General features: G+C 32.1%; 11 protein-coding genes. 6 read left to right on the top strand and 5 right to left on the bottom strand.

Features of this window, described 5'->3' with window-relative positions; all coding sequences use genetic code 11:
• Positions 1–69 precede the first annotated feature (69 nt).
• A complete protein-coding gene (locus tag MHB47_RS00360; protein ID WP_340754213.1) occupies positions 70–825 on the top strand; it encodes a DeoR/GlpR family DNA-binding transcription regulator in 756 nt (251 codons plus the stop codon).
• Positions 826–1,097: 272 nt separating this feature from the next.
• Here MHB47_RS00360 and MHB47_RS00355 read toward each other — a convergent pair whose 3' ends face one another.
• Both MHB47_RS00355 and melB read right to left on the bottom strand, forming a co-directional pair.
• Positions 1,098–4,073: a glycoside hydrolase family 2 TIM barrel-domain containing protein gene (locus MHB47_RS00355; RefSeq protein ID WP_340754211.1), complete on the bottom strand. Its 2,976-nt coding sequence runs from the start codon at positions 4,071–4,073 to the stop codon at positions 1,098–1,100.
• A 15-nt stretch (positions 4,074–4,088) separates the two neighbouring features.
• Positions 4,089–5,477, bottom strand: coding sequence for a melibiose:sodium transporter MelB (gene melB / locus MHB47_RS00350; protein ID WP_340754209.1), 1,389 nt, complete (start codon positions 5,475–5,477; stop codon positions 4,089–4,091).
• Positions 5,478–5,663: 186 nt separating this feature from the next.
• Between melB and MHB47_RS00345 the strand changes: the two genes are divergently transcribed.
• The 4 genes from MHB47_RS00345 to MHB47_RS00330 all read left to right on the top strand — a co-directional run bounded on the left by MHB47_RS00345 (position 5,664) and on the right by MHB47_RS00330 (position 8,515).
• Positions 5,664–6,488, top strand: a complete 825-nt coding sequence (locus tag MHB47_RS00345; protein WP_192978802.1) for an AraC family transcriptional regulator — start codon at positions 5,664–5,666, stop codon at positions 6,486–6,488.
• 68 nt (positions 6,489–6,556) lie between these two features.
• Positions 6,557–6,700 carry a hypothetical protein gene (locus MHB47_RS00340; RefSeq protein WP_002506316.1) on the top strand — a complete coding sequence of 48 codons (144 nt, stop codon included), beginning with the start codon at positions 6,557–6,559 and terminating at the stop codon, positions 6,698–6,700.
• 441 nt (positions 6,701–7,141) lie between these two features.
• Complete coding sequence (locus MHB47_RS00335) at positions 7,142–7,774, top strand: ATP-binding cassette domain-containing protein (protein ID WP_340754207.1); 633 nt, start codon at positions 7,142–7,144, stop codon at positions 7,772–7,774.
• Positions 7,775–7,792: 18 nt separating this feature from the next.
• Complete coding sequence (locus MHB47_RS00330) at positions 7,793–8,515, top strand: peptide ABC transporter permease (protein WP_340754205.1); 723 nt, start codon at positions 7,793–7,795, stop codon at positions 8,513–8,515.
• A 287-nt stretch (positions 8,516–8,802) separates the two neighbouring features.
• Here MHB47_RS00330 and MHB47_RS00325 read toward each other — a convergent pair whose 3' ends face one another.
• The 3 genes from MHB47_RS00325 to MHB47_RS00315 form a co-directional block, all read right to left on the bottom strand.
• On the bottom strand, positions 8,803–9,192 hold the full coding sequence (locus MHB47_RS00325; RefSeq protein WP_002506312.1) for a tautomerase family protein: 390 nt from the start codon (positions 9,190–9,192) through the stop codon (positions 8,803–8,805).
• Between the two features lie 127 nt (positions 9,193–9,319).
• Positions 9,320–10,819 (bottom strand): sodium:solute symporter family protein, encoded by a 1,500-nt coding sequence (locus tag MHB47_RS00320; RefSeq protein WP_340754201.1) that lies wholly within the window; start codon positions 10,817–10,819, stop codon positions 9,320–9,322.
• Positions 10,820–10,844: 25 nt separating this feature from the next.
• The gene (locus MHB47_RS00315; RefSeq protein WP_340754199.1) at positions 10,845–12,224 is read right to left on the bottom strand and encodes an LLM class flavin-dependent oxidoreductase; all 1,380 of its coding nucleotides are present in this window, start codon (positions 12,222–12,224) and stop codon (positions 10,845–10,847) included.
• A 493-nt stretch (positions 12,225–12,717) separates the two neighbouring features.
• Between MHB47_RS00315 and MHB47_RS00310 the strand changes: the two genes are divergently transcribed.
• Positions 12,718–14,223 (top strand): FAD-dependent monooxygenase, encoded by a 1,506-nt coding sequence (locus tag MHB47_RS00310; protein ID WP_340754197.1) that lies wholly within the window; start codon positions 12,718–12,720, stop codon positions 14,221–14,223.
• The last annotated feature ends 237 nt before the right edge of the window (positions 14,224–14,460 follow it).

Here is a 14,460-nt window from a genome sequence, read left to right as displayed (position 1 = left end):
TTTGTTTTTTCTTTGTTTGTTTATCTTTAAGTATAATTTCTATATACTGTATACGAGGAGTTGTTTATAGTGAAAAAATTTCAAAGATATCAAGAAATCATAAATATTCTAAACTCATACAGACATGTTGAAGTTAAAAATTTAGCTGAAACTTTTAATGTTACAGAAGAAACAATTAGAAGAGATTTAGAGCACTTAGAGGATCAAAATGTCCTCACAAGAACTCATGGAGGTGCAACTTTAGCCAGTAGAAATGATTTATCATATTACTATCGTTCTACTAAAAATTTAGAACTAAAAAAGACTATTGCTAATAAAGTTTTAGATTTATTAAAGGATAAAGAAACCATCATGGTAGATTCCAGTTCAACAGCATTAGAATCAATTAGGTTACTTTCAAGTAAAAGTTATTCTCCAAAAATAATAACAAATTCTGTGAATTTACTTTATGAATTTTCGGATACAGACTTAAGTTTAGTATCGACTGGGGGTAACCTAAATAAACATTCAGGCACCTTAGTAGGTGCTCAAGCAATAGAAACGATTAAAAATTACTATACACAAGCTATTTTATTAAGTTGTAATACTATGAGTAATAATGGTTTTAGTGTAGGAGGAGAAGAAGAAGGATTAACTAAAAAAAGTATGCTTCAACAAGGAAGTTTGGTCATTATGCTTGTAGATTCCACAAAAATATTGAACGATGTTACTGCATTTTTTAAATTTGCAGATTATAATCAGGTCGATATAATTGTTACAGATAAGCCCACATTACCAGATGAGTTCATACCATTTATTGAACGCCATAAAATTAAGGTTATTTAATTTTATGCCTAGATAATTTCTTACTATTTGAGCTTATTTTATGAGATATTCCCCTATAACAGTCATAATTATGAAGTTTCTCATTAAGATACTAAATGAAAATTATCTTTTACTCACGAAAGTTATTAATAATTCTTAAGAATATATTTTTAATTCTATTATACCGATAAGTAAAAAAAGACCGTTACCACATTTCGTGATAACGGTCTTTTCAAATATATAATAAATTTCTATATTGCTGATTAATATGAGTGAAATACCTTAAACACTAGTTACTCAAAATTCAATTTAAAATTAAATTTGATTTGTGTATCATTGAGTCGATAAACTTCATTTAATTCTGGACCGCAACTATTAGAGCCAATCCCACTTTGAGCATAATCAATATACAAATACGTATAATCTTCGACTTCTAATTGATCTTTATGTGACGTATGCGTTAGCTGATTTAATGAATAATGCGTTGTATTAAAACTGAATGTGTCTCCACTTGTTACAACCATAGCATTTCGACCATTTGAAACTTTAACAAATGTAGTCTGATTATGACTTCCTGATTCTTGAGGTTTGATATCGTTACTTACATTATCTGTCACTGTCGTTTCGAAATAATCTAAATATGTTGCCACACCTTTATCTTGATAGCTGCTATAAGGACCATTCCCATAATATTCGACTTGCTCATAGTTACTTGGTAATGTCATGGCTAAACCGAAACGTGGTAGAAATGGAGCTAATGTATCTTTCACTAAATCATAATTCACAGTAAGTGTACCATCGTTTTGAATCGTCCACGTAAGTGTACCTGAAAGCACAGGAGGAACCGCTTCATTAACCAACGCAATATCAAAAATAAGACTGACGTCACTCTTATTTTCAACGATTCTGTAATCATGCACACGCGTAGTAATATCTTTATATCCAGCGTATGCCCATTCTTGCTTAACATTGATGTCATTATCTGTTGGTGCACGCCATAGATTATTTTCTGTTTTCTGATTCATAACTATTACACCTTCATGCGCAACTGTTTTTAAACTCGCATCTATTTTATTAAAAGTGTATATCCAATCACCAATAGAAACATCGATTGTATGAATATCGTCTTTATATGCTATTGATGACGGTTTCGTATTCTTATACGTCATTAATTGTCGCTGATATACGATTTGATCATATCCTAATTCAAAATGAGCCGAACGTAACTTATCTCCATATTTCAATTTGTAGTGTAACATCACATCACTGAGTTCATTTATATTAATATAGTCACTTAAATCAATCTTTTGTGTCGTATGGGGTGCGAATTTAGTAAAAGGAACTTCAAACGTCTGACGCGTTCCATCTAAATAAGTAGCAGTTGCTTCAACACTTAAATAATCTTCTATATGTGTGAAATCAAGTTGATTACGTAATGTTAGTTGATACTCATCTTGCTCTATTACTTTTAACGGTCTATGTTCATGTTTAAATTCATAATATCCTTCGTGAGGTATACGGTCAGGTGAAACAATACCGTCCACACAGAAATTACCATCATGTAGACGTTCTCCGAAATCTCCACCATACCTAAATATTGACTTACCATCTTTCACACCTGTCTGAATTCCGTGGTCACACCATTCCCATACGAACCCTCCAATAAAACTATCGTAAGCCTCAACAAGCTTTTGATAATCATGAAGATCTCCTGGTGAATTCCCCATGGCATGCGCATATTCACACAAAATAAAGGGTTTATCTAAATTCGGGTTATTCAAATATGTCGTTTCAATTTCTTCTGGAGATGGATACATCCTACTAATCATTTCAATGTTAGATAAATCATAGTCTTTTGATTTATCACGATGTAATGTGCCTTCATAATGAAGTGGTCGTGTAGCATCTAATTCTTTCGCTCGTGCCAAGCCTTCAACCACATTAACGCCAAATCCAGATTCATTACCCATTGACCATGAAACAATCGAACTATAGTTTTTCAAAGGGATTATTGAAGCTTCAATACGCTCGATAATTGCAGTTTGATATTTAGGGTCATCCGTAATGATATTAAAGTGCTCAGTGTTCTCTTCACCATATAAACGAACTACACCATGCGTTTCTAAATCTGCTTCACTCATCACATAAAAGCCATATTGGTCTGTTAATTCATAGAATAAAGGCGATTTCGGATAATGTGCTGTACGAATTGCGTTAAAATTACCTCGCTTCATAAGCTCTAAATCTCTCATAAATTGAGCTTCATTTATCGTATAGCCTGTTTTAGGATCACTATCATGATGATTGGTGCCACGTAATTTAATAGATTGTCCATTAATATAAAATTGATTATCTCTGATTTTAACTTCTCGAATACCAATTTTTTGGGTAATCACTTCTTGAGCAGTAGTAATTGCTAACGTATAAAGCAAAGGTCTTTCTGCTGACCATAATTGTGGTTTGTTAACAGTAAAGCTATACTGTTCTGAAGCTTGAGTACTGCTGACTAATTCACCATATGGATTATATAAGTGTAATTCAACTTGGTCTAATCCTTGTTTACGTGCCAAGTTCACATCTATCGTTGCCTTATTCAAATCATCATTTAAGTGTGTTTCAATTTTAAAATCATCTACACGTGATTGCGCTCGTTTTAAAATATAAACATCTCTAAAAATACCTGAATGTCTGAACATATCTTGGTCTTCAAAATATGTGCCATCTGAATATTTCAATACAAGAACTTGTATCGTATTTTCTCCATCACATACAAATTTTGAAATATCAAATTCTGAAATAGCATGAGATATCTGACTATAACCTACAAATTGATTATTTATCCATACATAAAAGGCGCAAGCTACACCTTCAAAATTCAAATGATAATCACTTTGCATATCATATGAATTTAACTCAAAAGAACGTGTATAACGTCCGCATGGGTTATACTTCGGAACATATGGTGGATCAAATGAAATTGGATATTGTGTGTTAAGGTACTGTATTTGATCGTAGCCATATAAATTCCATACAGACGGTACTGGCAATATATCCTTTTTAATCTGTTGAGGTTGGTTTAAACATGCTTCTAGAGAATTGAAATATTCAAAGTGCCAATCACCATTTAATAATGTCACATTTTTTGTATTATAACGTGTTTCTAAGCGGTAGTCAGCCTCCCCTCGTTGATAAGGTATATAAAATGCACGTCTTGGCATCAAGTTCACATGCTGAATCTCCATATTTTCATGAAATTGCTTTTCTAACATAAAATGACATCCCCTCTATTTAATATTCTCTCTATGTTCTCTCTGACGTTTATATCGGAGTGTTTTCTCAATATCATTTAAAAAGTCACCTTTTAAATGGAATGCTTTATGATATAAAAATGCTGTTAGACTAACGAAAACTAGCGGTGCGACAATAATCATGATACGCAGACCATTAACTGTGGCCTCTGATTGTGCCTCATTCGGCGTATAACCTAATACAGATAATCCAATCCCCACAATTAAAGCGGCAACTGCTTGTGATGCTTTAGTTAAAAACGTATTTGTGGAAGTGATCACACTCTCATTACGTTGCCCAAACTTCACTTCACCATAATCAATCACATCTGCAAGCGACACTGTTGTTATACCAATCATAAATCCTGAACCAACACGTAACATACCTGCACCTATAATGACTAAGATAGTACTCTGTGGCGCCACGAAGCCTGATATTAAAATAATAATCAAACCAGTTATGATAAGTGTAATAGATGTATTAAACGCTCTAGTTCTACCAACCCATTTAATAAAACGTGGTAAAAGTAGCAAACCAAGCATTTCACACAGAATCATTGAATTAAAAATTGAAAATAAATGTTCCGCATTCACTACATATTTAAAGTAATAAATGATAGAACCATTAAGCGTTTGTAGACATAAATTAAAAGTTAATAAAACACCCATGATGGCAAGTAATTCTTTGTTTTTAAATAAAATACGACCAATATCTTTAAAATTAACTTTAATACCTATTTGTTTTTCCATTTCATGATCTTCAGGTACTTTGAATACTGTTACACCTATCGTAAAGATAAAAACAATACTACAAATTACGGCAAAGACAAAAATTCCTACTGAATCACTGCCACTACCAAAGACATCACCTAATTTATGTATAAAGAACAAACCAAAAGTACCTACAATAAATGCAGCTAAACTTGCGAAAAATCTAGGAATAACTGAAATCTCTTCACGTTCTCTAGGATTATGCGTCAAGTTCGGTAACCAAGACCAGTATGGAATATCCATCATCGTATATGTCATTCCCCAGGAAATATACATAATCGATATATAAATATACATAGACGTTTGAGATAAATCTAAATTCGTAAACAGCAAGACTGTAACAATAGCATTAGCAAGCGTACCGATAACGAGCCACGTCTTGAACTTACCAAAGTTATTCCGCGTATTATCAACGATCATCCCCATAATCGGGTCATTAATAGCATCCCAAATACGTGCAACAAAAAGCATAACTCCGACAAACGCAGGAGATAAACCTACAATATCTGTGATATAAAACATTAAGAAGAGCCCAACAATATTAAATATGGCGTCCTTCCCTATTGCACCAAATCCAAAAGCTAATTTTTGCTTTCCAGTTAAATATCTATCCATCTTCTCCACCTCTAAAATTTCACTTTTTAAAGCGTTTACATATATGTTAATGTCATTTTATCAACTTAAAGTGCGTGTAATGAATAGCATAATGATGATGTTATATGGCAAAATGTTGCATTTTGTTATTATAATGTGGTTATATAAGTCTAAAGAAGTTCAATATGATGAATTGAGAGGTGTGTTATGCAAGTTTTATGGAAAAAATTTAGCAAAAAGTTAATAGATGCTAATTTAGTAGAATGTGGTATTGAAGTCGGTGTACCAAACGTAGGTTATAATTATACAGTTTTCCAAACATCTGTCATACATATCGTGACGCATGGTGAAGGTATTTTTAAATATAATGGGCAGAGTTTTAACTTAAAAAAAGGCGATATGTTTTTACTAGAAAAAGGTATGGAAGTTGAATATAAGCCTTCATTTTCAAAACCTTGGACTTATTATTGGGTTGGTATTAGCGGTAAACAGATTCTAGATTATTTAGCACGCAGTTATATCGTTGATGATCACGTCATTAAAGGTAAAGACACTTCTGAAATTAAAAAAACGATTCAAAATATCTGTAATCTTTCAAAAACCATTGCGTCTAGCAACTCACATGATATTTTAATCATGCAGCATATATACCAATTAGTTTATATGCTTCAAGAACAGTTTCCTAAAAATTTCTCAGTTAACGTCGATATTGTTAACGAAGATATCCAAAAAGCAGTCGAATTTATCAATTCAAACTATCACAAGAATATTAGTGTCGTTGATGTTGCGCAATATGTTAATGTCACCCGCAGTCATTTATTCAAGCTGTTTAAGAAAAATTTAAATTGTTCTCCCAAAGCATACTTAACATATATCCGTATGTATCATGCATCTCAATTACTCATACATACGAATAACATGATATGTGAAGTTTCAAGTAAAGTCGGATATAAGGACCCTTTACTATTTTCTAAAAATTTTACAAAGCATTTTGAAATTAGTGCGTCTGAATATCGAAATAATTTTTCGTAAATAAATATGTTTAACTTCTTTGATATGTGGAATCATAGTACTATAACATTTTAAGGAGGCGTTTATTTATGAGTAAGTTTGACGAGTATAAAGATCAAGCAACAGATAAAGCTAAAGATAAGGCCAACGAAATTAAAAATGACGACGAGAAAAAAGAAGAATTGAAAGACCAAGCAACAGATAAAGCTAAAGACTTAAAAGATAAATTCTAATTTTTGAAATATAGCTAAATTAAAATAACCGCCAATGATGAGATGCCTCATTATTGGCGGTTATTTTAATGGTTTAAGTTGGTGATAATATTTGGTTTTCTTTCCACAATTTGGAGACAGTTCAATTATATTTTTCTATATGTATATAAAATTTTAACGTTCTTTTTACTATATAAATTCAATTTTGACAAAATTATGTATTTAAACAATTCAATAAATATATTTTTGAAATTTTTACCGTTACTATAAAATGAAATTAGATTGTGTGTTATAATACTTTCGAATAACACCCTCCTTTCTTTAGATGAATTTCATAATTTTACGAAAAACCATGGGTTGGTTCTATTAGTACAAGGAATAGGGATAATAATTGCTGTTAATACTTTAATACATTGGCTATTTTATTGGGGAAATCATATTTTTTAATAGTAGCTAAAGACTATGGAGATTAAAAACTATTTTTTAAAATTAAAGAATAAAGAATTAGTTTCAAATTCAGATTTATATTTTTATGAGGGAAAAATAAATCATATTGTTGGAAAAAATGGTGTTGGTAAATCACAACTAGCTAAAGATTTCATATTAAATAGAAATGGTTGTATACCTAAAGTAGTGTCACAAAACACAACTCTTATTTCTAGTTCATCAAATGTACCTAATGATATAAGTAAGGATTTTCTATTTGATTTACTGAAATGCAAGTTTAATAATGAGAGTAAATTTAAAGAGATTAGTAAGATGCTTAATCTAGAGTCAATACCTAGCAAGATTCTCATTAAAAATTTAAGTGATGGTCAAAAACAAAAATTAAAATTATTAAGTTTTTTACTAGAGGATAAATCAATAATAATCCTAGATGAAATTACAAATGCTCTAGATAAAAAGACAGTTAATGATATTTATAGTTTCCTAAATAAATTCATCTCAGATAACCCTTCAAAAGTAATTATAAATATAACACATAATTTATCAGATTTAAGTAGTATAAACGGCGCGCACTTTTTATTTAAAGATAAACGCATTGAAGAATATACATCAAAAGATCATCTAATAAATGATTATATTAACTTATAAAGATAAAGAGGTGTAAAAATGTTATTAGAATTTAAAAAGAGTATTTCAAATAAAATAATTTTGACATTAGGTATATTGTTCATTTTTGTATTTTTATTAGGTTATTTTTTACCAGTTGGTATAGATAAAGTTATCAATTTGACATATGGACAATATTTTTTCAGCACATACACGGTAGCTACTGAATTTGGTTTTTTATTATTCTCTTTCATAATTGCTTATTTCATAAACAAAGAATATAGTAATAAAAATACATTGTTTTATAAGTTACTTGGAGATAACGTATTTAAATTCTTTTATAAAAAAGCTGCTATTTTATTTATTGAAAGCCTTATATTTTTAACAATTGGTTTAACAATAATTTCTGCTGTTTTTTCAAATTTTTCGCACTTTTTACTATTACTCACTTTATTTTCTTTAGTACTCTTACAATATATATTGATTATTGGAACTATAAGTGTACTATCGCCAAATGTTCTTATAAGTATAGGCATAAGTATTATTTATTGGATAGGATCAATCATACTAGTTGCAATAAATAAAACTATTTTTGGGATAATTGCTCCGTTTGAAGCTAGTAACAATATATATCCATTAGTCGAGCAAGTATTAAATGGTAATAAAGCGTTTTTACCTGCAAATCAAATTTTAACTATATTTATATTTTTCCTGATATTATTTGTAGTCAACTTCATACTTTTAATTTTTGCTAAAAAGCAGTGGTTAAAATTAGGGCTATAACTTTTTATGATACTAGCCCTTTGAATGCGAACCCGGACACACTTGATTAGACAAATTTTATTGTTAAATTGAGCGTATCGATATTTCCACTATTACTTAATTATAAAAATGACGACGAGAAAAAAGAAGAATTGAAAGACCAAGCAACAGATAAAGCTAAAGACTTAAAAGATAAATTCTAATTTTTGATAAACACAAAAATACACTTCCACTTAGTAGCGGAGGTGTATTTTTTATGCTTTATATAATTGTTGTCACCTAACGAAATAATATGTCCTTGAGTTAGATTATAAATCACCTGTTAAAAATTGTGCTTCACCGTTAAAGAAACTCCAGTTTTCATCGGTATTTTCTACTAAACTAATCATAATATCTTCTTTACGAATGCCTACTTTTTCATGTAACGTATTCACTAAATTTTTGTAGAATGTCGTTTTTTGTTCTTTTGTTCTCGGTCTTGAAACGATAGTAAATACAATCACGTCATCCGTTCTTTCGATGCCTAAGCCTGTATCTAATATTTCCATTTCATAGTCCTCATGTTGATTCACAATTAAATATTTATCACCTTTTGGTGCTTGAAACGCATCTAACATCACGTTATATGTGATATCTAAAATACTTTTGATTTCCTCTTTTTCTCTACCTTTGATCATGTCTAATTTAATTAATGGCATGTAAATGCTCCTTTTAAAATTATTTATTTATCTTTATTTGAATATCCGACTTTTAACGAAATAAACACTACAACAAACATTCCTAGAAAACCATATAACCATATCGATAACATCTCATTAACAAACATTAATTATTACCTTCTTCTACATTATATTTTTGATTATCTTTTGGCTTGATGAAAAATGCAGTAATTGTAATTGTTGCGATACCGATAAATGTTGCTACTGCCCCTGCCGACATAGTACTTGGAATAATACCGCCGAAGTAAATGACTAAATATGAACCTAGCCCTACAAACATAGATAACTCTGCTGCTCTCGCTGGTGCTTTCTTCTTAGCGTATATGGCATGTAAGATAGGACCTAACGTCCCCGCTGCGATACCTGATATTCCAATCCACATAATGTCGCTCATATGTTTTGGAGGTTGTAAGACAAGTAAAAATGATAATATACCTACGATTGGTACACTGATTTTACTTATTTGAAAAGCAATTCTATTCGCTTTTTCATCACTAATATTAATTATTTTTCTTTTAACTAAGAACTTCAAGAATATGTCATTCGCAAATACTGTAGAAATAGATACAAATAATCCATCTGTTGTCGACATTGCTGCAGCTAAAATGACCACACCGAAAAGTGCTACAATCACTGCAGGAAATGCCCAAATGATATAGTCAAGTAGTGCTAAGTCTGATGTTTCAACACTATTACCCAATGCGACGCGAGCGAATATACCACCGAATAACACGAGTAGACAAAGCCCAGTGACAATAATATAAGTATTGATCATTTTTCCTAAATCTTTTTCGTTTTTCAAGCCTAATATTTTATTGAATAAATGTGGTGCAGAGGCGAACGCCCACTGTATGACGATTGCACCTAAAACCATGGCAAAAGAGTTGAAATGTACAGACTCTGGATTAAATACCTTAACTAAATTTTCATTTTGGTTAGATAAATTATTTGCGATATCAGAAAATGTACTTGTTATACTCCCTTTCCAGAAAATAACAATACCTGAGATAAATACACCAAGACCTGCAATGGCCATAATGATAACTTGTATCGCATCAGTATAAATATCTGCGAGTGCACCACCAACGTAAACGTATAGTACGACAATAACGGCTATAAAGACGAGTCCGCTAAAGTAAGACATACCGAGTAAATATTCAAAAATCCTTGCGCCTGCAACAAACTGGCTGGCTATATAAAATATATTAAAAAGAAGGATAATGCCAGTACCTACACGCATAATATCGCTGTCGTAGAAATCTCCTAACCAATCTGGAAGGGATAAAGATTTTTGAGTTGTATTTAATTTCCTTACCTTTTTGGCAACCATTAAGACACCCGTGGGTCCACCGATAAACATAGCTAGAAATAGCCATAAGTTATTAAGACCCCATTCATAAGACCAACCGGGATAGCCTAAAAAGGTGGCTGCACTTAAGTATGTTGCTGCAAATGATAGTCCGAGCACTCTAGGCCCTACATTGCCGCCACCAGTTGCAAAATCAGCAATATTTTTCATCTTGCGTGAACTGATATAACCCACGATGACCATGACTACCATAAATAATATGAAGCCTATCCATGTATAGAGAGAAATTTCATCCATTGTTCTTTACTCCTTTTTTATTAATTTATATAAGAGTATTCGCTGCACTCTTGTTTTTTGCTGGATGATTTTCTTTTATTGTTTTTTGATCTTTACCGAACATATTTTCACGAAGTGTTGTACCTTCGTATTCTGTTCTATATAGACCTCTTTTTTGTAATTCAGGGATAACATGCTCAACAAATTCTTCAAATGTACCAGGTGAATAACTTTGAGCGATATTAAACCCAGCTGCCCCACCTTCAACTGCCCATGATTCAAATTTATCAGCGACTTGCTCTTTCGTTCCAATAAATTTAGCTGTGCCATTGCCAAGTCCATGGTTTTTCACAGCTTCTCTGAGTGTCCATTTATGGTGTGGGTCTTTGGTATACATATTAAGATTGCCTTGCATCGCTTCTGTCTCAATATCTTCTATATACTGATCTGGGTCATACTCTGAAAAATCAATGCCTGTATGTCCACTTAATAATGATGCGGAACCTTCATAGCTAATATGTTCTGTTAATGCTTCGTATTTTTGATAGGCTTCTTCTTCTGTTTCTCCGATAATTGGGAGTACCATAGGAAATACTAAAATATCTTCCTTACTTCTGCCATGCTGTTCAGCTCTTGTGTGTATATCGTCTACATAGCTTTTCAATGATTCTACTGAGGTATGTTTCGTGAACACTGCTTCTGCATGTTTCGCCGCAAACGTTTTACCTTTTTCTGAAGCACCTGCTTGAAATAATACAGGCGTTCTTTGAGGTGATGGTTCAACTATATGGGGTCCTGGCACACTAAAGAATTCACCTTCGTGGTTAATTTCATGCACTTTATCAGGGTCCGCGTACGTATCCGTGTCTTTATCATTAACTACAGACCCATCTTCCCAACTGTCCTCCCAAAGTTTATAAACGACTTGGAGAAATTCATCTGCTCTGTTGTATCTTAAATCTTTTGGCAATCGTTCTTTCAATCCTAAGTTAATCGCTTCACTTTCTAAATAAGAAGTGACAACATTCCAACCTAAACGACCATTAGTTAAATGATCTAATGTAGATAATTGTCTAGCTAAACTATACGGTTGTGCATATGTAGTAGAGATTGTTGGGGCAAAGCCAATATGTTTTGTCACTGCAGCCATAGCAGAAATAATCGGTATAGGATCGTGCGCAGGCAGTTGAACCGCATGCTTAATTGCAGCATCACTCGATTGATTATAAACACTATACGTTCCTAAAACGTCTGCAATAAATATAGAATCAAACTTACCTTTCTCTAAAGTTTGCGCAATATTTATCCAATAATCTAATTTATTATGATGTGCACCTTGGTCTTTGTCATGTTTCCATAATCCAGATGAATGAGGAGATGGTGAGTTTTGAACAAATCCATTAAAATGTATCTGCTTCTTCGGCATATGTTTTTCCTCCTAAATGTAGTTTCGTTGTGCTTAATAGTGACTGTTGAGGAAATTTTAAAATTTAATTTAATATTTTTTGAATTACTTTACTCATTTCCCAAGATGAAAATTCTCAATATATAGAATTTTCAGATAATATCTATGCTAGTTAATATAGCGAATATTACATACTTCGTCAACACCAAAACTGTAATTTATATAAGATTAGTCGGATTAAATCGGTAAAATACTTTTATTCATATGATTCTGTTTATGAAAGTGTATAAAACCAAGTAAAACTCATTCATTCGGGTATGAAAGAATGAGATGCGAATATAATAGATATATGTATAGTAAAATCCAGAGAAAAGATAATTCACCTATTTCATAATTTTAGTAAACATATGACGCTAAGTGTCTATTTTATAAATTACATTATTTGAACACTGTGTTTAATTATCATATGTTTAACTTACGAGAAGCAATTACAGTGGATGGGAGTTCGATAAATATGAGTAGTGACGTATTAATAGTTGGAGCTGGTCCTAGTGGTTTAGCTATGGCAATTTCATTAAGTAACCAAGGGGTACCATATAAAATCATTGATCAAAATGAAGGTCCTGGAACTGCTTCACGGGCAATGGCTGTCCAGGCAAGAGTACTTGAATTTTATCAGCAATTAGGTTTTGCAGATAAGATTGTGAAAAAAGGAATTTTAGTAGATACTATAACTTTATATAAAGATAATAAAGATGTTGCTAAATTACCTGTAGGTAAAATAGGTAAAGGCATCAGCCCTTATCCCTATGTTTTAACACTACCTCAAGACATCCACGAAAGCATACTTGTTGATGAACTAGAACAACGAGGTGGTCAAATTGATTGGAATCACGAGCTATTAAGATTTGAGGATGATGGTGACGCTGTAACAGCTACCATAAATACATCTGAGGGAGAAATGACAAAAACATTTGCCTACATTTGTGGTTGTGACGGTGCCAGTAGTGTTGTTAGGAAAGCACTAAACATTGATTTTCCAGGTGGAACATACCGTCAAATGTTCTTCGTCGCTGATGTAGAAAATGATACTGCATTAAAAACAGCATCCATGGGCTTCCATAATAACTACTTTTGTTTAGGATTCCCAATTAGAACTACAGGACAACTACGTCTTATTGGTTTAATACCTGATGACCTTGTAGTAGACGGGGAGGGTCCTCAATCACTCACTCCTCTAATTCCACATGTTGAACGTATATTACCAATACAAGTAAATAAAGTGAACTGGTACTCATCCTACCGTTCCCACCATCGTGTTGCTGAAAAATTCAGACTAGGTCGGGCTTTCTTATGTGGAGATGCTGGTCATATTCATAGCCCTGCTGGCGGTCAAGGTATGAACACTGGCATAAGCGATGCGCTTAATTTAGCTTGGAAACTTGGAGCAGTTCTAAAAGAAAAAGCCTCACCAAAATTACTAGATACTTACGAGCCTGAACGTATCCAATTCGCTCAAAGGTTAGTGAAGACAACAGACAAAGCTTTTCAAATTATGGCCAATAGTCGGATGGTGAAAAATTTTCTCATTCCTTTTTTTGCACCTAAATTATTACGTTTTAACACTTTAAAACAATTAATGTTTAAAACAATTTCTCAAACTAATTTAAATTATCGACATAGTGAATTAAGTAGCGGAGAATATGGTGACATTAAAGGTGGAGATCGCTTACCATGGGTGTATATAAATACTATTGATAACTTTGAACCATTAAATTCTTATGATTGGCAACTTCATGCATATGGTAAAGTTACTCAAGAACTCAAACAGCTCGCATTTGAAACTGGTATTCCGCTATATGATGTACCTTGGCAAAGAGCAATCAATGTGAAAGGTATTAAAGAAAATTCAGTATTTCTAGTACGTCCAGATAGTTACGTATCCGTAGCTACAGACCTCCAAAATTTAGACACTATAAAAAGTATGATTCGTAATTATAATATTCGTCGGTTAAATTAACTTAGATTTTGAAAAATGTGTGTAAAAAGTGCAATTACTCACCCCTTTTTTTAATCAAAGAATCTCATTCATCCAATAAGATAGATGAGATTTTTTCGTACTAATTTAAAAAATTAAAAATTTATCGACATTTGTGTTTGCTACTTACAATGGTATAAAATATAAAAGAGATTATTAAGTAACATATATAAGAAGCATGAACAATTGGACGCAATTAGTACGGATATTAACACATTA

This window comes from Staphylococcus sp. FSL K6-3157, from assembly GCF_038005145.1.
Classification (GTDB): Bacteria; Bacillota; Bacilli; order Staphylococcales; family Staphylococcaceae; genus Staphylococcus; species Staphylococcus equorum.
This window is presented reverse-complemented; position numbering and strand designations above follow the sequence as displayed.